At 47.8% G+C, this 22,398-nt stretch carries 23 protein-coding genes and 1 pseudogene; 8 read left to right on the top strand and 16 right to left on the bottom strand.

The features are described from left to right. Positions 1-6 precede the first annotated feature (6 nt). The 7 genes and pseudogenes from EWH91_RS01045 to dnaE form a co-directional block, all read right to left on the bottom strand. A complete protein-coding gene (locus EWH91_RS01045; protein ID WP_129928130.1) occupies positions 7-414 on the bottom strand; it encodes an FxsA family protein in 408 nt (135 codons plus the stop codon). A 24-nt stretch (positions 415-438) separates the two neighbouring features. Beyond that, positions 439-861 (bottom strand): acyl-CoA thioesterase, encoded by a 423-nt coding sequence (locus tag EWH91_RS01040; protein WP_129928128.1) that lies wholly within the window; start codon positions 859-861, stop codon positions 439-441. A 142-nt stretch (positions 862-1,003) separates the two neighbouring features. Beyond that, positions 1,004-2,440 (bottom strand): annotated as a pseudogene (gene pyk / locus EWH91_RS01035) (pyruvate kinase); the annotation flags it as partial. A gap of 89 nt (positions 2,441-2,529) precedes the next feature. Further along, a complete protein-coding gene (gene pfkA, locus EWH91_RS01030) occupies positions 2,530-3,489 on the bottom strand; it encodes a 6-phosphofructokinase (RefSeq protein WP_129928318.1) in 960 nt (319 codons plus the stop codon). 32 nt (positions 3,490-3,521) lie between these two features. After that, positions 3,522-4,529: an acetyl-CoA carboxylase carboxyltransferase subunit alpha gene (locus EWH91_RS01025; protein WP_129928125.1), complete on the bottom strand. Its 1,008-nt coding sequence runs from the start codon at positions 4,527-4,529 to the stop codon at positions 3,522-3,524. After that, complete coding sequence (gene accD / locus EWH91_RS01020; protein ID WP_129928124.1) at positions 4,507-5,391, bottom strand: acetyl-CoA carboxylase, carboxyltransferase subunit beta; 885 nt, start codon at positions 5,389-5,391, stop codon at positions 4,507-4,509. Before accD ends, EWH91_RS01025 begins: the two co-directional genes overlap by 23 nt. 368 nt (positions 5,392-5,759) lie before the next feature. Further along, positions 5,760-9,137, bottom strand: coding sequence for a DNA polymerase III subunit alpha (dnaE, locus tag EWH91_RS01015; RefSeq protein ID WP_129928123.1), 3,378 nt, complete (start codon positions 9,135-9,137; stop codon positions 5,760-5,762). Positions 9,138-9,269: 132 nt separating this feature from the next. Between dnaE and EWH91_RS01010 the strand changes: the two genes are divergently transcribed. Continuing rightward, the gene (locus tag EWH91_RS01010) at positions 9,270-9,593 is read left to right on the top strand and encodes a YtrH family sporulation protein (RefSeq protein WP_129928122.1); all 324 of its coding nucleotides are present in this window, start codon (positions 9,270-9,272) and stop codon (positions 9,591-9,593) included. Beyond that, on the top strand, positions 9,593-10,093 hold the full coding sequence (gene ytrI, locus EWH91_RS01005; RefSeq protein WP_129928121.1) for a sporulation membrane protein YtrI: 501 nt from the start codon (positions 9,593-9,595) through the stop codon (positions 10,091-10,093). The genes EWH91_RS01010 and ytrI overlap by 1 nt, the downstream gene beginning before the upstream one ends. Before the next feature lie 64 nt (positions 10,094-10,157). Here ytrI and EWH91_RS01000 read toward each other — a convergent pair whose 3' ends face one another. The 3 genes from EWH91_RS01000 to EWH91_RS00990 are packed head-to-tail and all read right to left on the bottom strand — an operon-like array spanning position 10,158 to position 13,158. Further along, on the bottom strand, positions 10,158-11,093 hold the full coding sequence (locus tag EWH91_RS01000; RefSeq protein WP_129928120.1) for a DHH family phosphoesterase: 936 nt from the start codon (positions 11,091-11,093) through the stop codon (positions 10,158-10,160). A gap of 33 nt (positions 11,094-11,126) precedes the next feature. Then, positions 11,127-12,440 (bottom strand): DRTGG domain-containing protein, encoded by a 1,314-nt coding sequence (locus tag EWH91_RS00995; RefSeq protein WP_206184259.1) that lies wholly within the window; start codon positions 12,438-12,440, stop codon positions 11,127-11,129. 37 nt (positions 12,441-12,477) lie between these two features. Further along, on the bottom strand, positions 12,478-13,158 hold the full coding sequence (locus EWH91_RS00990; RefSeq protein WP_129928119.1) for a metal-dependent hydrolase: 681 nt from the start codon (positions 13,156-13,158) through the stop codon (positions 12,478-12,480). Between the two features lie 195 nt (positions 13,159-13,353). Between EWH91_RS00990 and EWH91_RS00985 the strand changes: the two genes are divergently transcribed. Beyond that, positions 13,354-14,448, top strand: coding sequence for a M24 family metallopeptidase (locus tag EWH91_RS00985; protein WP_129928118.1), 1,095 nt, complete (start codon positions 13,354-13,356; stop codon positions 14,446-14,448). 197 nt (positions 14,449-14,645) lie between these two features. Here EWH91_RS00985 and EWH91_RS00980 read toward each other — a convergent pair whose 3' ends face one another. The 6 genes from EWH91_RS00980 to EWH91_RS00960 form a co-directional block, all read right to left on the bottom strand. Then, positions 14,646-15,515 carry a glycosyltransferase family 8 protein gene (locus tag EWH91_RS00980; protein ID WP_129928117.1) on the bottom strand — a complete coding sequence of 290 codons (870 nt, stop codon included), beginning with the start codon at positions 15,513-15,515 and terminating at the stop codon, positions 14,646-14,648. A gap of 76 nt (positions 15,516-15,591) precedes the next feature. After that, positions 15,592-16,794, bottom strand: coding sequence for an acetate kinase (locus EWH91_RS00975; protein ID WP_129928116.1), 1,203 nt, complete (start codon positions 16,792-16,794; stop codon positions 15,592-15,594). Between the two features lie 20 nt (positions 16,795-16,814). Beyond that, on the bottom strand, positions 16,815-17,792 hold the full coding sequence (locus EWH91_RS00970; RefSeq protein ID WP_129928115.1) for a class I SAM-dependent methyltransferase: 978 nt from the start codon (positions 17,790-17,792) through the stop codon (positions 16,815-16,817). Between the two features lie 74 nt (positions 17,793-17,866). Then, positions 17,867-18,037: a hypothetical protein gene (locus EWH91_RS14385; RefSeq protein WP_165364202.1), complete on the bottom strand. Its 171-nt coding sequence runs from the start codon at positions 18,035-18,037 to the stop codon at positions 17,867-17,869. Positions 18,038-18,208: 171 nt separating this feature from the next. Then, entirely contained in the window at positions 18,209-18,682 is a 474-nt protein-coding gene (gene ytfJ / locus EWH91_RS00965; RefSeq protein ID WP_129928114.1) for a GerW family sporulation protein, read from the bottom strand. After that, positions 18,618-19,277: a DUF2953 domain-containing protein gene (locus EWH91_RS00960; protein WP_129928113.1), complete on the bottom strand. Its 660-nt coding sequence runs from the start codon at positions 19,275-19,277 to the stop codon at positions 18,618-18,620. The genes ytfJ and EWH91_RS00960 overlap by 65 nt, the downstream gene beginning before the upstream one ends. Positions 19,278-19,750: 473 nt before the next feature. Between EWH91_RS00960 and EWH91_RS00955 the strand changes: the two genes are divergently transcribed. Genes EWH91_RS00955 through EWH91_RS00935 form a run of 5 tightly spaced genes read left to right on the top strand, consistent with a single transcriptional unit; the run spans position 19,751 to position 22,323 of the window. Then, a complete protein-coding gene (locus EWH91_RS00955; RefSeq protein WP_129928112.1) occupies positions 19,751-20,080 on the top strand; it encodes a PadR family transcriptional regulator in 330 nt (109 codons plus the stop codon). Then, positions 20,077-20,433: a DUF1048 domain-containing protein gene (locus EWH91_RS00950; protein WP_129928111.1), complete on the top strand. Its 357-nt coding sequence runs from the start codon at positions 20,077-20,079 to the stop codon at positions 20,431-20,433. The genes EWH91_RS00955 and EWH91_RS00950 overlap by 4 nt, the downstream gene beginning before the upstream one ends. Positions 20,434-20,442: 9 nt before the next feature. Then, positions 20,443-20,817 carry a DUF1048 domain-containing protein gene (locus EWH91_RS00945; protein ID WP_129928110.1) on the top strand — a complete coding sequence of 125 codons (375 nt, stop codon included), beginning with the start codon at positions 20,443-20,445 and terminating at the stop codon, positions 20,815-20,817. Beyond that, positions 20,801-21,562: an ABC transporter ATP-binding protein gene (locus EWH91_RS00940; RefSeq protein WP_129928109.1), complete on the top strand. Its 762-nt coding sequence runs from the start codon at positions 20,801-20,803 to the stop codon at positions 21,560-21,562. The genes EWH91_RS00945 and EWH91_RS00940 overlap by 17 nt, the downstream gene beginning before the upstream one ends. Beyond that, a complete protein-coding gene (locus EWH91_RS00935) occupies positions 21,562-22,323 on the top strand; it encodes an ABC transporter permease (RefSeq protein WP_129928108.1) in 762 nt (253 codons plus the stop codon). The genes EWH91_RS00940 and EWH91_RS00935 overlap by 1 nt, the downstream gene beginning before the upstream one ends. Positions 22,324-22,398 lie beyond the last annotated feature (75 nt).

The raw sequence follows: 22,398 nt of genomic DNA, 5'->3' as shown, positions 1-22,398 counted from the left end.
CAGGCCCTATCTCTTCCTTCTGTAAGACGTAAAAAATGTCAGACTGCCGCGGCTGATCCTGTCCTTTATCCAGGCACTGATCCATCCCACCGCCCTGCTGCGAACGCGGGGAATCAAGATCAGGAGGCCTGCTATATCCGTCAGAAACCCGGGAACAACCAGTAAAAAGCCGCCAAAAACCAGACAAAGCCCGTCAAGCAGAGCCGCACCCGGCATCACTCGGTTATTCAGATCAAATCTGATTTCCTGAAGAATCGACAGCCCCTGCCTTTTCACTGTCCAGAGGCCGAACAGGGCACTGATGATAAGCAGCAGGAATGTGCTCAGCGGACCGATCAGCCGTCCTATGTAAATCAGCAGGCTGACTTCAGCAAGAACCAGAAGTAAGAGTATGATCAATCCCTTTCTTAACACGTGGACACGTCCTCTCTCGCAGGATTAGTTTAATCCGGACGCTTTCCTGATAAACTGATCCAGTTCAGGGTTTTTCTTTCGCAGTGATACCGGATGCATTCTGGAGTCTGTCCAGCAGTGGCTGCTTGTCCCATCTGCCAGCAGTTTGCCATTGTCTTCTCTTAATATCCGGTACTGGTAAGATAGCTTGATACTGTCATATGCTTTCAGTGAAGTTTCCACAATAACCGCATCGTCAAATGTCGCAGGAGAGTGATAGTGTAATTCGATACCAATAACCGGGATCATCAGCCCGTTTTCTTCGATCTGCTTATATGGGATGCCGGCTTTTCTTATCCAGTCTGTCCGGCCGACTTCAAACCAGTTTACATACTGGCTATGATGTACGATACCCATTTTATCAGTTTCATTATAACGAACAACAATTTTTGTCCTGGAAACTTTCATTCGTCACACTCCTGTCACTTTCATGTCTTTAAAAAAATAAAGAGAAGGTATCTTGTACCTTCTCTTATCATAAAACCAGCACCTGACTGAATCAAACAAATCATTCATCTTTGATACCGTCAGACTGAATTTTTCCTTATGCCTCAGTCAGGCTTTCGCCAATCTGATGAACTCTGAGTACATTTGTTTTGCCTTTTGCAGCAATCGGAAGACCCGCAGTAATGACAACCAGATCACCCTTTTTAACCAGTCCGGTCTTCACACCGCTGTCCGCAGCAATTTCAAACATTTCATCTGTTGATTTTGCCATTTTGCTCAGAATCGGTGTCACACCCCATGTCAGACACATCTTGTGTGCCACACGTTCTGAATTGGTTACGGCAATGATTGGTGCTTTCGGACGATAATGTGCAACGACGCGTGCAGTATAGCCGCTGACGGTCGATGTAATAATAGCGCCGACGTCGAGGGTCAGTGCCGTATGTGCCACAGATTCTCCGATAGCAGCGGTCACCGTTTTGTCACCGGATTCGCTTACCCTGTTCAGGATCGCATGATAATCCAGTCCTGTTTCTGTCTTGGTAGCAATGTTGTTCATCGTTTTAACAGCTTCAATTGGCCATTTACCGGAAGCTGTTTCACCGGACAGCATGATCGCATCCGTCCCATCAAAAATCGCGTTAGCCACGTCACTTGCTTCAGCACGTGTACAGCGAGGATTCCTGATCATGGAGTCGAGCATCTGAGTGGCTGTAATGACCGTCTTGCCTGCCTTATTGCACATTTTAATGAGCCGTTTCTGAACCAGTGGTACATCTTCCGGCGGAATTTCAACGCCAAGGTCACCACGGGCAACCATGATGCCGTCTGATGCTTCAAGGATTTCATCAATGTTATCGACAGCTTCCTGACTTTCGATTTTCGGGAAAATGAAAACATCATCGGCTCCGTGTTCCTTGCACAGTTTACGGATGGCATGAACGTCAGAAGCGTGACGGACAAAGGATGCAGCGATGTAGTCAATGCCTTCGCCGATGCCGAAAACAATGTCATCTGCATCTTTATCGGTCATACCTGGCAGGTTAATGCTTACGTTAGGCACAATAATGCCCTTTTTGCTTTTGAGCACACCGGTATTCATAATTTTGTTATGAATCAGGCCATGCTCCTTATCAATACCTGTAACAACCAGTTCAACCAGTCCGTCATCAATCAGGATACGTGAACCCACTTTCACATCATTGATCAGATCAGCATAAGTGATTGAAAATTTCTCAGCTGTTCCGGCAACCTCGGTTGTTGAAATATCAACTGACTTGCCTTCTTCAAGAAGAACTTCAGGTGTTGCCATATCATGCGTGCGGATTTCCGGCCCCTTTGTGTCCAGCAGAATACCAACGGTTTTTCCGGTGATCTGCATTGCCTTTCTCAAATTGACCACTTTCTGATGATGTTCTGCATGATCTCCGTGAGAGAAGTTGAAACGTGCCACATTCATCCCGGCGTTAATCAGTTCAACCATGCGGTCGACTGAATCACTTGCCGGTCCCAGTGTGCAGACAATTTTGGTTTTTCTCATCAATTATACCCCCAGCTTAAATTACAGAGTTTGTTCAAATAGTCACAAGGCGATACAGCCTATACTCTTATCTTGAACATTCCTCTGTTTTATATGGATAAAATTTTTGCTAACTCATATAATTTTTCATCAAACACATGTTTTTTCGAAAGCAAATCGAGAATATCATGTGCGACAATTTTGTTATTCTGAATAGCAATCATTTTGCCCTTGTCACCCTTCAGAAGCAGTTCTACAGCTTTATGGCCCATACGGCTGGCCAGCACACGGTCGAACGCAGTTGGCGAACCTCCTCTGACAACATGGCCAAGTACCGTAATACGGGTATCCATATTGGCATGATTCTTGATTTCGTCCGCTACATCCATAGCGCTGCCCACACCTTCGGCCAGGACGATAATACTGTGCTTTTTCCCGCGTACCTTCCCGTGATTCAAACGTTTGACGACCGTTTCGATATTTTCCTTGTGTTCCGGCACGAGTATCGTTTCCGCACCGTCAGCAAGTCCGGACCACAACGCAAGGTCACCGCATCCGCGTCCCATCACTTCAATGATGAACTGCCGTTCATGAGAGGTGGCGGTATCACGAATTTTATCGATGGCATCAATGATCGTATTGAGTGCCGTGTCGAAACCCAGTGTAAAATCAGTTTCCGGAATATCGTTGTCAATCGTACCGGGAATACCGATGGTTGGAAAGCCAAGCTGGGTCAGTTTGACGCCGCCCATGAATGAACCGTCGCCGCCTATGACAACCAGGCCCTGAATGCCAAACTTCTTCAGCTGTTCAATAGCAGTGGCACGGCCTTCTTCTGTTTTGAATTCTTCACAGCGGGCTGTATACAGCATGGTTCCGCCACGCTGAACAATATCTCCGACATCGGCTGCTTCAAGTTTCCGGATGTTCCCGGTGATCAGGCCCTTAAAACCATGATAAATACCATAGACCTCCGCGCCCTGGTAGATTCCCGACCGGACAACGGACCGAATGGCAGCGTTCATACCCGGAGCATCGCCTCCGCTGGTCAGAACACCAATTTTCTTGATCACAATAATCACCTCATTCATGAAAATCTGTTTTATTTTGAAGCGGATGAGTAAGAAAAGGCTGAATGATCGGCCGCATGGCCCGTAATGATGCCGTACTCACCAATTGCCCGATATTTATCCATACGCTGCCGGTAAACCTGTCCAGGATCAAGCTGATCAAGTTCGGATAATGTCTCTGACAATGTGTGACCAATACGTTCGGCCTGTTTTTTCGGATCATGTTGAGCGCCGCCTAAAACCTCAGGGATCAGTTTATCAATAATGCCCAGTTTTTTCAAATCCGATCCGGTTATTTTCATTGTTTCGGCTGCTTTCTCAGCCTGACCCGCATCTTTCCAGAGCAGAGCGGCCGCTCCCTCCGGTGAAATAACGGAGTACCAGGAGTTTTCCAGCATCAATATTCTGTTTCCGACTCCAATGGCGAGTGCCCCTCCGCTTGCACCTTCACCAATGACAACACTGATAATGGGGACAGACAGACCGGACATTTCAAAGAGATTTCTGGCGATGGCTTCGCTCTGTCCGCGTTCTTCAGCAGCTTTCCCCGGAAAGGCACCCTTCGTATCGATAAAGGTAATAATCGGACGGCCGAACCTGTCTGCCTGTTTCATCAGTCGAAGCGCTTTTCGATAGCCCTCCGGATGGGGCATGCCGAAATTTCGCCGGATATTTTCTTTCGTATCGCGTCCGCGCTGCTCTCCGATGATCGTCACCGGGCGGCCACGAAACCTCGCAATGCCGGCAACAATTGCCTCATCGTCACCGTAGAGACGATCTCCATGGCATTCAAGAAAATCGGTGAACAAAAGGGGGATATAATCTAATGTGGTCGGACGTTTCAGGTCCCTGGCAATCTGTACCCTTTCCCATGGAGAAAGGGTGCTGTACGTCTTCTTCTCCAGTTCGGTCAGACGCTTCTGAAGCCGTTCCAGTTCTCCGGACAGATCAATATCCTTCTCATCCATAAATTGCTTGAGTTCTGAGATTTTATCCTTCAATTCAACAATCGGTCTCTCAAATTCCAGTCCTGGTCCCATCTGGCCGCCCTCCTTCCGCATGAATCGAGAGTACCGTAAACAGCGTTTTTTTCAGCTTAGCACGAGGAATGACCTGATCCAGCTGCCCGTGTTTCAGTAAAAATTCGGCAGTCTGAAAATCATCCGGAAGCTTTTCACCTATCGTCTGCTCAATAATTCGTCGTCCGGCAAAGCCGATCAGTGCTCCGGGCTCAGCGAAATTGTAATCCCCCAGGGAAGCAAAGCTTGCTGAAACACCACCTGTTGTCGGGTGCGTCATGACGGAGATATACAGGCCTCCATTTTGACTGAACTGCTTCAATGCAGCGCTTGTTTTGGCCATTTGCATCAGGCTTAGCATGCCTTCCTGCATTCGTGCGCCGCCTGACGCAGAGAAAATGATCAACGGCAGATGCTCTCTGTCGGCATATTCAATCACCCTCGTAATTTTTTCGCCGACAACCGAACCCATACTCCCCATACGGAAGCCCTTGTCCATTATGGCAACAGCCGCATCCAGGCCATCTATCTTTCCTTTACCTGTCAGGACAGCTTCATTCAGTCTGGTTTTTTGCCTGTCTTTTTCCAGCTTGTTCATGTAGTCAGGAAATTGAAGCGGATTTTTTGAAATCATCTCCTGATCAAACTCTGTAAAGGATCCTTCGTCAAAAAGCATCTCGGAGCGTTCACGGGCACCAATTGGATAATGATATCCGCATGACTGGCAGACGAACAGATGCTTCTTCAGTTCCTTGACATACATAATTTTCCTGCATTTCGGGCATTTCATCACAATGCCTTCGGGAACCTGCACTTCCTGCCTGACTCGTGAAGAAGGAACCGTTGCATACTTTTTCTTTTTAACAAAAAAATCCTTTATCAAGTATATCACCCTCACTCTTTATCAAAGCCTATATTCAAATATAAAGGCGAACAATTCAATATTTATTCACTTATTTTTCATTGAATCGTTGATTATATGAAACTTTTTTCAAATCTGATCAGGTTCAGCTCAAACCTTACCATTATAACAGAGCGGCGCACAGATGATAAAGTAAGATGTCAATCAGTGGGTGCTTCATCTTCGCTGATTGTTCGTTAAATCCATCGGGCTGCAGCGGGCAGTTATTCTTCATTCGGGCACGTTCGTTTCCCCCATTACCCTGAGGCAGGCCGGCCCGTTCATGCAGGATAAATAACGGGTGAAGTGAAGCAGAAGATTTCCAACTTTACCTTGAGATATGGCATATTTCATTTTGCCCGGGAAAAAATTCTGCTGGATTTAATCATAACATTTTTCGGTCCGATTAGCTTTCGGATTGTTTCTAATCCCGCCTGTTCAAGGGAAACCGCATATTCGGGTGCAAGCGCCAGCGTTTTTCCTTTGTTTTCATAATGAAGGATGATTCTGTGGGATCCTCTGTTCTTCCGGATAATCTCTTTAAGGCCCCTGAGTATATCCGGCCGATAATGTGCCTGATCAATGTTCAGCAATAAGATCTTCTGATACCGGGAAAGATAGTCTTTCAACGCTACAGCACGGGTAATGTTCAGCTGACCGGCTCCTCCTCTTCCTTCAGAGCATTTTGCTTCAACGATCACTAACCGGTCGCTTTGCAGGATTGGTCGCAGCTTTTCATAATACGATGAAAAGCAGACAGCATCCATTCGCCGGGTTTCGTCACTAAGGGTTAAAAAGGCCATGGGCCGACCGGTTCGGGTTCGGATGATCTTCATATCCTGAATCAGAGCAGCCAGTACGCAGCGTGTGCCGGTGGGTTCATCCGCCGCCTGTCCGATTGTTGTCAATCCGTACAGTCGATCGCGGAACCGCTCCAGAGGATGCCCGGACAAATAAAAGCCAAGCGCTTCCTTTTCATAATGGAGCTTTTCCTGTCCGGTCAGAGGGGGTACCTCCGTATAGTCTTCACCTGAAGAATCCGAAAATTCAAGTGCGGTCTGACCCGTTGCACTTTTCTGTTCATCTTCACCTGCCTGTATGGCACGGTCAAGCGTTGCCAGCAGAACAGCACGGTCCGTACCAAATTCATCCAGTGCCCCGGAGAAGATCAGGTATTCCAGACTTTTTCTATTGACTTTCCGCAGTGAAATGCGGCGGCAAAGATCGAACAGGTTCCTGTAGGGACCAGATGCTTCGCGTTCCCCGACGATTTCCCTGATTGCCCCGACACCGAGGTTTTTTATAGATGAGAGACCAAAACGGATGCCCTGACCTGATGGTTCAAAACTCATCAGGCTCTTATTAACAGATGGCGGAAATAAAGGGAGGCCTGCTTTTCTCATTTCATTCACTGCTGTTGTCAGCTTTTCTGCATTACCGGCAACACTGGTCAAATGCGCGGCCATAAACACTTCCGGATCATGCGCCTTAAGATAGGCCAGACGATAAGAAATCATTCCATAGGCAACCGCGTGCGCGCGATTGAAACCGTAATCGGCAAAACGGACGATCAGATCAAACACCTGCTCAGCTGTTGCTCTTTCATAGCCCTTCTTCAGGCATCCGGATATAAAGTCGTTTTTCTGATTCTCAAGCAAATCACGTTTCTTTTTCCCTACCGCCCGACGCAGAATATCCGCCTGTCCAAGGGAATACCCGGCCATCTGTACGGCAATCTGCATGATTTGTTCCTGATAAACCAGCACGCCCCAGGTCGGGCGAAGAATTGGAGCCAGATCAGGATGCGGATAACGGATCTCTTCCTCGCCATGCTTTCTTCTGACATAGCGATCTATAAACTGCACAGGACCGGGGCGATACAGAGCAATAACAGCCACAATGTCCTCAAATTCAGTGGGTCTGAGCTTTCTCAGGACCTGACGCATCCCGTCTGATTCCAGCTGGAACACGCCGGTGGTATCCCCGCGTCCGAGCATCCTGAAGGTTTCTGTATCATTTGCAGGGATATCCTCAGGTGTCAGCTGAGTGCCTCTTTTCTTTGAGACCCGCCGGATCACTTCCCGCATAAAAGTCAGATTGCGCAATCCGAGGAAATCCATTTTCAGCAGCCCCAGCGGCTCAAGAACCTCCATAGGATATTGCGTTACCGGGATCCCTCCGTGCCCCCTCTGGAGTGGAACCAGCTCTGTCAGAGGCCGGTCGCTGAGGACAACGCCGGCCGCATGAATCGAGGAATGGCGTGGCAGACCTTCTATCTGTCTCGCCAGGGTAAAAATAGAAGAAGCTTGCGGAGATTCCCTGAGCAGGCGTCGCAGTTTTGCCGACTCATTAAATGCTTTCTCAAGAGTCATTTTCGGCGCCGAAGGAATCAGACGCGCCAGACGATCGGCGATCCACTGATCCCCTCCCATCACTCTTCCGGTGTCGCGAATCGCTGCTTTGGCAGCCAGGGTCCCAAAGGTAATAATCTGCGCCACGTGCTCTTTTCCATATTTTTCATAGGCATAGTCAATCATCTTATCCCTGTCCACATCGGGGAAATCCATATCGATATCCGGCATGTTGATCCGTTCAGGATTCAAGAAACGCTCAAAAAGCAGGTGATATTTGATTGGATCGACTTCCGTTATTTTCAGCAGAAACGCAACCAGTGATCCGGCTGCGGAGCCACGACCCGGACCCGGCATAAATCCGGACACCCTTGCATGATTCACCAGGTCGGCAACAATCAGAAAATAATCACTGAACCCCATTCGAACGATTACGCTCAGTTCTTTGTCCAGTCGCTTCCTGATTTCCAGGGTAACCGGTGCGCTGTATTTATTCAGCGCCTGTTCGCACAAACTGCGGAGATATTCATCTGAACTGAGACCTCCTGGTACGGGGAACCTTGGAACCCGAACCTGTCCAAACGAAAAATCCACCTGGCATGCTGCTGCAATCAAACCGCTGTTTTTAAGCGCTTCAGGTAAATCAGAAAAACGGTGTTCCATTTCTTCTGCAGACAGGTAACTTTTCCCAGGACCGCTTTCGGGCGCATATTCCGTCAGAACAGTCCCTTTATCGATACACCTCAGACAGGCATAAGCCCGTTCATCTTTCGGATCAAGATAGCGAATATCACTTGCGGCTACTAATGGAATATGAAGTGAACGGCCCAGATCAGTCAGCGTGCCTTCATATGGATACGCTCTGCAGCACTCAAGATAAAACCGCCCGTTGAATATTTGCTTAAGTTCTCGTGATAATTTTTCAGCTGCGGGCACATTTCCTGCGGCAAGCAGTCGGTCGATGTCACCATCCGGCCCCCCTGACAGAGCGATAAGCCCTTCCGCATACTTCGCTACTGTTCTTAAGTCAAGCCGGCCCTCTTTATTGAACTGAACCAGCGTGGACAGCTTAACAAGATGCACATAGCCCGCATGATTTTTTGCAAGAAGGACCAGAATTCCCGGATTACTGTCCCGGTCAGGATGCGGCCTATCCCGATCATCAGTACGGATGCTTAACTCCATACCGATAACGGGATGGATGCCCGCATCTTTACAGGCATGATAAAAAGGAACGGCTCCGTACAGAACATTTCTGTCCGTCAGTGCAAGTGCAGTCTGACCTTCTGATTTTGCACGTTCAGCAAGTTGAGTCACTGTACATGTGCCGGCGAGCAGGCTGTACGCACTGTGAACATGAAGATGTACAAATGTCATATGACCGCTGCTCCTTTACTGGTTAATCTCTTCAAATAATTATAATATAAGCTGTATCGATTGAAAAATGGTATAACGTGCAGGCAAGTCCCATAGATTGTATTGGACGGTTACTCGGGGGGGCACCTGTCAATGCAGACCTTTTTTTCAAATGCAATCATGAATTACAGTATCGCATTCGGCGTGATCATCGGCGGATGTATTGTCGGCGGGATCAGTGCCAGTATCATTGGCCGCCCGCCATTTTCAGAAATGGAACGGCTGGCCTCAACAATGAAGATATGGGCCGTTGTTACAGCCATCGGAGGGACCTTTGACACCATCGAAAATCTGGAACGCGGTTTTCTGAGCGGCAGTCTGGTGGAAGTGCTGAAACAGATTCTTCTGATTGGCGCCGCCATGGCCGGTGCGCATATGGCGGGAATGACGGTACACCTGCTGACAAGGGTCGACTAATGAGCCGTACACCTATAAAAGAGGGACAGCGGAAATTTATCGCCGGCTGTATCATTGGTATGCTGGCCGGTTTTGCCGCTTTTCTGTTTTTTTACGGAGAGACGCAGGAAAAACAAATCAACAAAATCCGCGAACTTCAGGCCGGGATCCATCTGCTGGAAGAGCAAAAGAAAGCGCTGATCGACGCTGAAGAGCGAAAAAATACGGAACTGGAAAAGAAACTGACCGTTCAGGAAATTCGCATTTCGATTTCGGGCCGGAAACCTGACAAGGCGACACGAACGGAACTGGAACACCAGGTCGCTGAGGAACTGCATTCGCTGATTAATCAAAGTATTGCTTCTGTTGCAGACAACAGAGAACTGATCGTTAAAGCAATCGAAAAAAAGCCGTTTACCTTTGCCGATATTGTCTATCATTTTCATGTCCGGCACATCGTGATCTACTCTTCCCTGTCGATAGAGATTGACATCTCAGGCAGTGAGGATAAAAGCCGGTGAATTCTGCCATAACCATAAGCGCCGCGAAACGCATTTTCCCTTGCGTCTCACGGCGTTTTTACAATCATTTCCAGGATCGGCACAGCTCTTTAAGTCCCTCTATCAGCTGATCGGCTTCTCCCCAGCTGTAAACAGTCGCTCCAGAGGCCAGCGGGTGACCCCCGCCATTAAAATTTGCCGCCAGTTCGTTAATCACTGGTCCTTTGGAACGGATCCGGGCCCGGATCTGTCCGTCTTCTTCCGAAAACAGCACCCATGCCTTGATGCCTTCCACATTTGCAAAACTGTTGACAAGCGATGAGGCATCAGAAGATTCAAGATGGTAGGAATGAACCAGTTCCAGCGGCAGCTTGATGAAACCGACTCCCTCGTCTGTCAGTGTGAAGTGCTGCAGAACATAACCGTTTAAGCGGACCACATCCAGCTTTCTTATATAGAGCTGATCAAAAAAGGCCTGTCGGTCAAAAGGATGCCGGACCAGTTCGGCTGCTGCAAGAAACGTCTGCTCTGTCACATTGCTGAACTGAAACCTGCCTGTATCGCCGACGATACCGGCGAACAGCAGCCGTGCCGCTTCGTCAGTCAATACCAGTTCTCTGTGCTTCCTTACTATAGAGGTGATCATCTCACTTGTTGAACTGGCGGACGGATCCACCCATTCGGGGTCCCCGTAAGAATCCACAATGGGATGATGATCAATCTTTATCAGGTGTGCGCCCCTGTCAAACCGTTGATCTGAAACCCGTTCACGGTTGGCTGTATCACAGACAATTACCAGTGCTCCATCATAAACGTCATCTGCAATTTGATCCATCGAGCGCAGAAAACGAAGAGAATCCACTTCCTCACCGACCGTATAAACCTTCTTATCCGGAAAATTATCCCGGATCAGGCAGGCAAGTCCACCCTGGGAACCCATGGCGTCCGGATCCGGTCGGACGTGGCGGTGAATAATAATGGTCTCATACTTTCTAATGTACTCCAATATTTTCTCTATCACATGAAGTCCTCCAGCTGATATTCGTTGTGCCGGTCAGAAACGATCAATGAACTGAGCCGTGATCAGAGCTTTACCGCAAATCTGCCCTTCGACAAACAATTCAACATCCAGTTTACCGTTTCTTCGTGTCATCTCAAGAATTTTCGGGAAAACGCTGACTGTCTGATCAATCTGCACCGGTTTAAAGAAGTAAAATGAAAAATTGTCAATGACCAGATCACCTTTTTTCAAATGATTGAGAACCCGTCTGCCGGCGGTAGCGACCATGGAGGTCATAATCCCGTAAGACAGGAACCCGAGATAGTCGGTCATCTGCGGTGTGACATCGAACTGAAAGGCATAATGTCTGTCATCAGACTGATCTGACAGACTGGCAGAGATCAGATCTTCAATTGTCTCTCCCATCTGCGGCTGCTGCTGAACCATCTGTAAGGCTTTAAGGACGTCGCGCCGGGTAATGATGCCCAAAAGATGCTGCGTCCTGTCAGTAACCGGAAGACATTCAATTCCTTCCCAGATCATGCGGTGTGCTGCTGCTGCAACAGATGTTGACGGATTGACGGTATGCGGATGAGCAGTCATCAGATCACTGATAACATGCGCTTCCGGGTGCCCCATCACATCCTTCATGGTGACAATTCCTGTAACCTGCATCTTTTCATCAACAACCGGAAATCGGCTGTGAGAAGTCATGCTGTTCAGCTCCGTCCATTTTTCGGGCCGGTCGCTTTCGAGAAGAAACTGTGTATCCGACAGAGGAATCAAAATATCAGAAACGTGGGCAATTTCTTTCTTTATCAACTGATCATATATTGCCCGGTTGATTTTTGCTGCAACCGTAAAGGTATCATAGGAAGTTGAAATTACCGGCATACCGGTTTGATCTGCCAGTCGCCTGACCTCGTCACTTGTACCGAAGCCCCCGGTCACCATCACGGCTGCACCTTCCCGAAGAGCGTAGCGGTGAACAGATTCCCGGTTGCCGACAATCATCAGATCGTTCGCACCAATGTAGCGCTTGATCGCATCCAGTTCCATCGCACCGATAACGAAGTGGTGCAGTGTCTTTGACAGGCCTTCCCGTCCGCCAAGAACCACACCATCAACAATTTTAACAATGGAATCGAATGTCAGTTTCTCAATGCTCTGTTTACTTTTTTTCTCAATACGGATCGTACCGACACGTTCTACAGTAGAGACAAAGCCCTGATTTTCAGCATCTTTGATCGCACGGTATGCGGTTCCCTCACTGACGCCCAGATCGCGGGCCGTCTGTCTGACAGATATTTTACTGCCGATTTCAAGTTTCTCAATATATTTCATAATCAGTTCATGTTTGGTTTCGATTGTCCTCACCCGTCTTTCCCGGAAGCCCGTTCATGCATTAAAGTGTTATGGAATCTCCCGGTCTGAGAAGGCGTCCGCGCGTCCCCAGTCGATCCACAAAGCGCCCGGCGTCCTGCCGGATTACAGGGAAGGTATCATAATGAATAGGAATGACGGTCTTCGCCTTCAGCCAGTCTGCGGCGATCAGTGCATCATCAGGACCCATTGTGAAATTGTCTCCAATCGGCAGAAAGGCCAGGTCGATATTATTTTGTTCGCCGATCAGTTTCATATCCGTAAAAAGTCCCGTGTCTCCCGCATGATAAATGGTTTTTCCATCAATATAAAGAAGCAGTCCGGCCGGCATGCCCGTATAGACGATACGGTTGCCAGGCTCTGTTATGCTGGATCCGTGAAAAGCCTGGGTCAGCTTGACACGTCCAAAGGGGAACGTATAGCTTCCGCCAATCGACATGCCATGTGTTTTCAAACCTTTCCAGCCATAATAAGTTGCAAGTTCCGCTATGCCGATGATAAGGGATCCATCCCTTTCAGCAATAGGCAGTGTATCAGCCGTATGATCCCCATGTCCGTGGGTCAGCAGAATGTAATCAATTTCAGGCAAATCGTCCAGTGTCACAGAGGCCAGGCTGTTTCCAGTGATAAAAGGATCGATCACGAGATTACCGTTCGACGTTTCAATAAGTACGGTCGAATGGCCGATAAATGTGAGTTGCATCCGAGTACCCCCTCATCTGTTGAAACAATTTGATCATCTCATATATACCTGTTATTTATTATACACTACCTATTCTTAAAATCAGAGGAAAGCTGCTGTTTTCATGTTTTTTGCAGAAAAACGGATGTTCTCCCTGTTATCTCAAACTGATTGTGATAAATTAAAGGGTAACAAGATGATACTGGAGTGACTCATGTGACAAACAAAATCAGAAAGATTGAAGACTGGCTGAAAAGCCATAACGGACGATTCGCTTATATCGCTGAACCATCCAATGTTTATTATCTCACACATTTTAAGTGTGATCCGCATGAACGTTTTCTTGGCCTTTTTGTCTTCCCCGACGCGGAACCCTTTCTGATCTGCCCGGCACTGGAAGAAGGGCAGGCTAAATCGTCCGCTTTCGGCCATGAAGTGATCGGTTACCGGGATGATCAGGATCCCTGGACATTCGTCTCCAAAGCGATTCATTCCCGAAAAGCCGGATCCGGCAAGGTCTATATCGAGCCGAGAACCCTTCCTTATAAAAAAGCCGAAGCGGTCCAGTCCCTTTTTGATGCATCCTTTGGATCTATTGAGGGCTTTCTGGCTTCGATGCGCAGGATAAAATCCCCGGCGGAACTTGCGGCAATGAAGAAAGCCGGTGAGATTGCCGATTATGCCGTTAAACTCGGCGTTAACGCAATTAAAAAAGGACGGACCGAAACAGCCATTATTTCTGACATCGAATACGAACTGGCAAAACAGGGCTATTCAGAAATGGCATTTGATACCATGGTTCTCACCGGTGAAAACACTGCAAAGCCCCACGGCTATCCCGGAAACCGGCAAATCAAAGAAGGCGATATGGTCCTGTTCGATCTGGGCGTAGTGATAGATGGATACTGCTCGGATATAACCCGAACGGTCGGATATAAGTATGTATCTGATGAGCAGCGTAAAATTTACAATACCACCCTGCAGGCAAACCTTGCCGCGATCCAGGCGGCTCATGCCGGAATGAGAATCGGCGACCTCGACGGAGTAGCCCGGAAGGTGATCTCTGATGCAGGTTATGGTGCCTATTTCACACACCGCATCGGTCACGGACTTGGCCTTGGCGAGCATGAAGAACCTTCGATGAGCGCAGATAATGACAATCTTCTGGAAACAGGCATGGTATTCACCGTCGAGCCGGGAATTTATGTCCCCGGTGTGGCCGGCGTGCGCATTGAAGATGATGTGTACATGAGTGAAAACGGTCCGGAGACCCTGACCCACTATCCAAAAGAGCTGCAGATTATCGAATAATCCCCTGTGAAAAGCATAAATACCCCGTATGATTCGACCCTAGTCGCTGTCATACGGGGTTTTCTATGTATTTTAAAAGAATCTGTCTGTGCCAGGTTTTCCTATATTTCAAAGAAAGTACAGAACCCTTACGGAAAAAACGGCAGAAAAACGAAGCCTTTGGTGCTGCTGCGACCCGGCCGTGATCCGGATTCTCCTCAATGACCCTCAGTTTCATGCACAGGTGTCCGTCTTTCCCTGCGTTCCGCTTCATCTTCAGCATATCTTCGTGCATAAAAGTTGAAAAAGAAACCGAGGTTCCCTTTATACCCGGGCCGCCAGGGCTTCTGCCCGCCACAATAATGGATAAAAACAGTATGTGCTTTAATCCATTTGGGATTAGCCTGATCTTTGTTCGTCGGAAAAATTCGAGTCAGATTATAATAGCGGGCATCGTAATTATAGTACATACCGGGAATCGAAATGATTTTGTCCCAGTAAAGGGCATTGAAAATATCCTGATCCGGCAGAAGCAGATGCTTGTGTTTCTCCGTAAACTGCATAATTTTCTTTAATGAATTGCTTTTTCTCAGTGCTTTGATATTCATCATCAGTACACCGGTGTTAAAATACCCTTTTGCCTTTGGTGTTTTCAGGCGCATTTTATTGAACGGACCGGCCATTCTGGCAGAATAGGCATGTTCACAGGCCATAAAAAATGCGTTCCCGAAAGGTTTCCTGTACAGATCAAATACAGGATTCAGGTTAATGATATCCGGATCCAGATAAAGAATTCGATCCACTGATTCGGGAAGATAACGAAAAGCAATCAGCCTGTAATACATTTCTGATGAAAAGTGCCTGTAAACCAACGCATCATCAAATAGTCCGGGATGAATAAAAACGGGCACCAGCCGGTGGCCTTCACCGGATACAAATTCTTGTATATCTTTAATTTCATTTTCATTCAATTTGGAATACATCATGTATACCGTGATGGTACAGCCGCGATTATTCATAAACAGTGACTTCAGCATCACCTTCAACGGATACAGATAATTCGCGTTTAGTGCGACAAGTATATTCAATCAGCAACACCTCTGCTTTCCACAAATAATAGAGCTGACCGGATTAAATGGAGGGCAGAGGAATGTATGTGACAGATCAGATCTTCTGCCACAGTTTTGAGAGCCGAACCGTATCCCTGGCAATCATGACCTCTTCATTCGTTGGAATAACCAGTACTTTTACAGGCGAATGCTCTGCACTGATAAAAGTCTCCTTACCGTTGATCTTATTTCTTTCAGGATCCACAAACACGCCCATAAACTGCAGTCCATCAAGAACACGTTCCCGGACCAGCGAACTGTGCTCACCAATCCCTGCGGTAAAGATAATGGCATCAACACCAGCCATCTTCGCAGCATACGACCCGATATATTTCTGAATCCGCTCAACAAACACATCAATAGCCAGCTTCGCTCTCTTATTCCCTCTTCTGGCTTCCTTTTCAAGGTCCCGCAAATCATTTGAGAAGCCGGAAATACCCAGTAACCCGCTTTTTTTATTCAGTACATTGATTACTTCAGTCGCATTCATCCCGGTTTTGTCCATAATGTAGGGAATGAGTGCCGGATCAAGATCTCCGGAACGTGTTCCCATCGTCACCCCGGCAAGAGGAGTAAAACCCATGGACGTATCAATAGATTTTCCATCTCTGACTGCTGTAATACTGGCACCGTTTCCTAAATGGCATGAGATCATGCGCAAATCCTTCAGCGGCCGATTCAGTATATCTGCAGCCCTCATGGTGACATATTTATGACTTGTTCCATGAAAACCATATTTCCGGACACCGTAATCCGTGTAGTATTGATAAGGCACACTATAAAGAAACGCTTCACTTCCCATACTCTGATGAAAAGCGGTATCGAATACAACAACCTCCGGAACATCAGGCAGCACTTCACGGAATGCCCGGATGCCGACAAGGTTCGCGGGGTTATGTAACGGAGCAAGATCTGAAAGATTCTCAATTTTTTTAATCACTTCGTCAGTTACCAGAGCGGAATCGTCAAAGTCTTCACCACCATGAACAACACGATGACCGACCCCTTCAATCTCCTTCAGTGACTGAATAATATGAAGGGATGTCAGCTTTTCCAGGAGTTTCCTTACCGCCTCTTCATGATCGGGTATTGATGTGACTTCCTTCTTTTTCTCTCCTTTTACACTGATGGTGAAAATAGAATCAGAAAGTCCAATACGTTCTACCGCGCCTTTGGTCACCAGTTTTTCAGCAGGCATATCGAGAAGCTGGAATTTCAGTGATGAACTGCCTGCATTAATAGCAAGTATTAATGCCATATCCTTCACCCCCAAATCTACTAAACAGACTGATCGGTAAACCATTGATCAATCCGCTGCAAAACTTTTCGCATGGCGTTTTCATTAAGAAAATCAGGCAGTTCTGCCAGAAGCGTTTCCCCGGGCACTGCCGCACTTCCACCCTTTTTTCGCAGAAGCATGATACTCTTTGCGGCCTCCGGTTTCCTGAAAAGGGTCAGAGGCAGCTGAAGCAGAGCCAGCACGATGGCATGCTTCTGCATAAAACGGTGAAAATGATGGTCATGGTCATCTGAAAAGAGTCGATTAGGAATCAGATAGAGCAGATATCCGCCTGCCTTCAGCTGTTTTAACCCCTGTTCAATGAAAAGAAAATGGGTATACGCTTTTCCATCCGTTCCGTTTAACTCGAATTGTTTGGCGTTTTCCTGATCTGGATAGAAACCCACCGGAACATCACATACGACAAGGTCTGCCGGTTCAGTCAGGATCGGTTTGAGACCATCCTGATGTAAGAGATGAATCTCATTCTGCTGCAAATTGGCATTCGTCCAGGCAAGCCGGATCATCAGATCGTTCGTGTCTGCTCCACAGGCAAGGATATGACCCTGACTGGACTGATTCATGATGCCTGTAAGGAGATTGGCTGTTCCTGTAGCAGGATCAAGAACTGAAAATGACGAATACTTTCCCATCAGCTGACTGGCAATATGCCCCATTAAGATAACCAGCGCATCAGGTGTCATGTCATCACCGGCCGCCGAGTCCTTTTTCATACCCTTAAGTACAGCAAGCTGGAACGCACGCCGTACATCTTCAGCTGTCATTCCCTTATGAAAAAAGGCCGCATACAGCGGTTCCAGCTTCTCTTTAAGGTCATGGTCGGTCACCCTGTCTTTGAAAATATCCTCACCTGCGGCACACAGGCCCTCTAAATAGGATATTTTGTGCTTTTTCATAATTATAAGTGCAGCCTGATCAAGTACCGAAAATAAATCGGTCACTATTGTCGTTTCCAAGATGTCTTCCCCCATAATCCATAAACCATCCATAAAGCGCTTTCAACACAAAACACACAGCAAAAAATTTGACATTATTTTTCTGCATCCCGAAGTGTGTCTGATTCTCCATCAGAATGAGCCGCCGTGGACGCAGTCCTGCTGCTGAACCCGCCACCGGAAAACAGTTCGGTCTCCCGTTTACCTGAATCCGGGCGCAGCGCATGCTTCACCTGGTAAGTTCCGTTAGATGTTCCATGGTTCATATCTGCAACGCTCCTATGTACACTATAAATTAATTTTAGTGGCAGGGCAATAGAAAACAAGTGGATTGCCATCTATCCACTTAAAAATCAAAAATAATTACCGTATCCATGTACGTCGAATAAACCGGTCCTGTTTCAAAAGAACAGAAGACGGCGCCTGATCTGCCCGTCTTATTCCCATTCCGTATCCTTCGACCATTCGTCCGGCTTTTTTTTCTTTTTCGGGCGGACACCCTGCCCCACTGCGGTTTCATCCATGATTTCCTTGATTTTTTCTACCGTTCTCGGAGCTAAATCGATCAACCTTTCATAGAGGTGTGTCTGATGATCCAGATGGATGGTTTTCACACCATGAGGTCCGATAATAAGAAAAGCAATCGGAGTGATGGACACACCCCCGCCCGTTCCGCCTCCGAACGGCAGATAGGCTTCCTCTTCCTCACCCTGCTGTTCATCAGGATTTTCGTTTTTTGTACTAAATTCACTGCCGCCGGCAACAAAACCGAACCCCACTTTTGAAATCGTAATGATCAAATGGCCGTCTTCTGTCTCGATCGGATCCCCGATAATCGTGCGGACATCAATCATTGACTGGATACTTTCCAGCGCTGTTTTCATTAGCCCCTGAATTGGATGATCTGCCACGCTTTTCTCCCCCTTTCATTTGCTTTACTATCTGCCTGACTATACCGATAGCTTTTCCTGTTTTGATTGTTACCATGCATGACAGGCGGGAACGGAATGTCATTTGCCGGAATAACGGATGAACGGTGACATGCAGATTCTGATTCGTCATCTGGCCGATCAGTGGCAGAACAGCTGACTTCATTGCCCAGATAAAACCGCAGCACAAAGCGGTCAGAGGGGCATCACCCGTACCACAGACCGTCTGCCATTGAAAATGCCTGACATGCATTTGATCAGACCAATGAATCGAACGGAAAACGCGCATCCAGCTCTTCCTGCGGCTGAACACGTCTTGTGCGGATCGCCTGCCCCGGGCGCTCTCCTTCCACTCATCTGATTCTGCAAGAGCGTGCAGCAGCATCTCTTCCAGATTCGTTTCGCTGATCCGGCCCTGCCAGATTGTTTTCTTCCATAACATGAGCTGCGCCGAAGCATCAAGCCTGCCATTGCTGAATTCAGCATTAAGGAGAACAGAGAGGGTGCTTCCTAAAATGAGAATAAGTGCAAGGACGAAAAATAAAAGAAGGCCTGTCAGTAAAAAAAGGAGTAACATAAGCCCATCCTCCAGACCAGGATGACCGCTTGGAAAGTCGTTTTTTATCCCGCATTAACGGGCAGTAAGACCCCCACCTCAAAATTATGAGGGGAAATGAACAGACCCGGGTGGGGGTAACTGCCCGCAGCAGCCCGATGGGTTCAACTAACAATCAGCGGTGGGTAAGGACCCCCCACTGATTGAAGTTTCGCTTTATTATGTGCTGCTTTCTTTCTTCTTATCCTTCATGACGGAGAGCAAATATCTGCCGGTTTGAATCAAACTCACCTTTTTAAGGTGACATATTAAACAGGTGATGCTCAACTCAGGTATTCCGGCATCGGGCAGGTTTGCCCGATGCTGATAAATGCTGTATTATGCTTTGCATCAGGCAGAATTTCCGACTATTAACAAACCATCTATTGCGTGTTACTATATAGCTGTAATAAGTGATACAGCATACCGGTCATACAAAGTAGTGAGGAGGGATTATGCTGAAAAACCTGACAGAAATGCTCAAGGGCGTACTTGAGGGCTGTGTCCTTGAATTGATAAGCCGCAAAGAAACCTACGGCTACGAAATCACGCGGCGTCTGAACGCCCTCGGATTTACAGATGTTGTGGAGGGAACAGTGTATACCATCCTGGTCCGGCTTGAAAGAAACAAACTGGTAAAAGTCGCCAAAAAGCCCTCCAGCATGGGGCCGCCGCGAAAGTTTTTTGCTCTCAACGACGCGGGACGCGAGGAACTGCGAAAGTTCTGGGAAAGATGGGCTTTCCTGTCATCAAAAATGAACGAGTTAAAGGAGAGAAAAGAATGAATTTCTGGGAAAAAATCACGGGCAGTGACATGACTAAAGAATTGAAAACTTTTGAATCACGAGCTAAAAAGCTGCCGGCCGATTATCAGGTGGCATGGGAAAAAATCAAATTCAATCTTTGGCCGCACTCAGATTTTACCGGACGCAACCTCATGCCCATTCTTGACGATGTACTTGGCCTGCTCGAAGAAACAGCAGCGGACGGTCAGCGTGTCCAGGACGTTTTAGGTGACGATATCAAGGGCTTCTGTTCAGCACTTGCCGGCGAAGAAGGGGCAAAGTCTTTTCGCGACAAGTGGCGCAGGCAACTCAATAATAATATTGCAAAAAAATTAGGCAAATCAGGTAAATAGGAGGATAAAATGAGCTTACGAGATATCATCAAGAGCAAAAAAGAGTGGCGGGCGCACATGGCTCGTGTCAAAGCCCTCCCGCAAGATTATCAGATTGTTTATAAAGAGATTCAAAAATACTTCTTTAAAGTCGGCCCAGTTGAGCTAACAAGCGGGATCGGTTTACTCTCAGGTATTGTCGACCTTTTTGAAGAGGGCGCGGCCTCGGGAAAAGGAGTGCTCGAAGTGACGGGCAGTGATGTAGCGGCTTTCTGCGACGATCTCATCAAAGATTCAAAAACTTACGCCGACGTCTATCAAGAAGCTGTTAACCGGAAAGTGAACAAGGCCATGAAAAAGGTTTCGGATAAAAAAAGAGGCGATCAAGATGGAAAAAGCAATTGAAGTAAAAGATCTGCAAAAGTCTTTCAAGAGCGCGGCAGTCCTGAAAGGCATCAATTTTGAAGTGAAGCGAGGTGAGATTTTCGCCCTGCTCGGTTCTAATGGCGCGGGCAAGACAACGGTCGTCAGAATCCTCACCACGCTGCTGAAGCCAGACGGCGGGACTGTGAGCGTCAACGGCTACGATGTGACAGCAAAGCCTGACCCTGTACGGCAGTCGATCAGTCTGACCGGGCAGTTTGCTGCCGTAGATGAGATTTTGACCGGGCGGGAAAACCTCATCATGATTGCCAGACTGCGACACCTTAAAAATCCGCGTCAATTAGCGGACGATTCTCTGAACCATTTCGGTCTGGCCGACGCCGCCGACCGCAGGGTTGCAACCTATTCGGGCGGTATGCGCCGCAAACTGGACATCGCCATGAGTCTGATTGGAAAACCGCCGCTTATTTTTCTGGACGAGCCAACCACCGGGCTTGATCCCGAGGCGCGCCTCGGGGTCTGGAAGGCGGTCAAAGCACTTTCCGGGAGCGGTACGACAGTGTTCCTGACCACGCAGTATCTGGAGGAAGCCGAGAAACTTGCCGACCGAATCGCCATTCTCCATGAAGGAAAGATCATCGTATGCGGTACACTCGCGGAACTGAAAAACCTGTTCCCGCCTGCAAAGAAAGAGTATGTAGAAAAACAGCCGACACTGGAAGAAATTTTTCTCGCGCTCGTCGCGAGAAAGGAGGAAAAACGATAATGAAGAGATACTTTTTCAGCGACCTGATCGTGATGTTTGGGCGCTCAATGCGCCATATTACCCGCAGCATGGACACGATCATGACGGTCTGCATCACTCCGATTGCGATGATGCTGCTGTTCGTCTACGTATTGGGCGGCGCGATTCAAGTCAGTACGGACAATTATGTCAATTATCTGCTGCCCGGCGTCCTGCTGATGGCGATTGCGAGCGGCATCGCCTATACCGCTTTCCGCCTGTTCATGGATATGCAGAGCGGTATCTTTGAACGGTTCCACTCGATGCCGATTGCGCGTTCCTCCGTGCTGTGGGGGCATGTGCTGACCTCAATGGTTTCCAACGCGATTTCGGTCGTCATCATCATTCTTGTAGCGCTGATTATGGGCTTTCGTTCATCAGCAGGGATAGCTTCATGGCTTGCCGTGGCCGGTATCCTCGCGCTGGTGACACTGGCTCTGACCTGGATCGCGGTGATTCCCGGATTGACGGCAAAATCGGCAGACGGCGCAAGTGCTTTCGCCTATCCGCTTATTTTTTTGCCGTTTATCAGTTCAGCCTTTGTTCCTACTTCATCCATGCCCGGACCGGTCCGCGCCTTCGCCGAACACCAGCCGGTGACCTCCATCGTCGATGCGATACGTTCTCTGCTCGCGCGGCAGCCTGTTGGTAACGATATCTGGATTGCGCTCGCATGGTGTCTTGGAATCCTTATCGTTGCCTATCTTTTCGCAATGCTCGCCTATAAACATAAAACAGCTTAATGTTTACAGGCATGAATAGTGTACAAAAAACCGGAAACCTGTCAGATGGCGGGATTCCGGTTTGCCTTATTTATC

The sequence above is a fragment of the Sporolactobacillus sp. THM19-2 genome (assembly GCF_004153195.1).
Classification (GTDB): Bacteria; Bacillota; Bacilli; order Bacillales; family Sporolactobacillaceae; genus Sporolactobacillus.
Note: the sequence above shows the minus strand (reverse complement) of the source record. Positions and strands in the feature narration are given on the sequence as shown.

Coding starts and splice junctions, on each gene's coding strand:
- EWH91_RS01040 (WP_129928128.1), bottom strand. CDS start 861: ATGAAAGTTTCCAGGACAAAAATTGTTGTTCGTTATAATGAAACTGAT.
- EWH91_RS01025 (WP_129928125.1), bottom strand. CDS start 4,529: ATGGGACCAGGACTGGAATTTGAGAGACCGATTGTTGAATTGAAGGAT.
- dnaE (WP_129928123.1), bottom strand. CDS start 9,137: ATGACATTTGTACATCTTCATGTTCACAGTGCGTACAGCCTGCTCGCC.
- EWH91_RS01010 (WP_129928122.1), top strand. CDS start 9,270: ATGCAGACCTTTTTTTCAAATGCAATCATGAATTACAGTATCGCATTC.
- ytrI (WP_129928121.1), top strand. CDS start 9,593: ATGAGCCGTACACCTATAAAAGAGGGACAGCGGAAATTTATCGCCGGC.
- EWH91_RS00990 (WP_129928119.1), bottom strand. CDS start 13,158: ATGCAACTCACATTTATCGGCCATTCGACCGTACTTATTGAAACGTCG.
- EWH91_RS00975 (WP_129928116.1), bottom strand. CDS start 16,794: ATGGCATTAATACTTGCTATTAATGCAGGCAGTTCATCACTGAAATTC.
- EWH91_RS14385 (WP_165364202.1), bottom strand. CDS start 18,037: ATGAACCATGGAACATCTAACGGAACTTACCAGGTGAAGCATGCGCTG.
- EWH91_RS00960 (WP_129928113.1), bottom strand. CDS start 19,277: ATGTTACTCCTTTTTTTACTGACAGGCCTTCTTTTATTTTTCGTCCTT.
- EWH91_RS00955 (WP_129928112.1), top strand. CDS start 19,751: ATGCTGAAAAACCTGACAGAAATGCTCAAGGGCGTACTTGAGGGCTGT.
- EWH91_RS00950 (WP_129928111.1), top strand. CDS start 20,077: ATGAATTTCTGGGAAAAAATCACGGGCAGTGACATGACTAAAGAATTG.
- EWH91_RS00945 (WP_129928110.1), top strand. CDS start 20,443: ATGAGCTTACGAGATATCATCAAGAGCAAAAAAGAGTGGCGGGCGCAC.
- EWH91_RS00940 (WP_129928109.1), top strand. CDS start 20,801: ATGGAAAAAGCAATTGAAGTAAAAGATCTGCAAAAGTCTTTCAAGAGC.
- EWH91_RS00935 (WP_129928108.1), top strand. CDS start 21,562: ATGAAGAGATACTTTTTCAGCGACCTGATCGTGATGTTTGGGCGCTCA.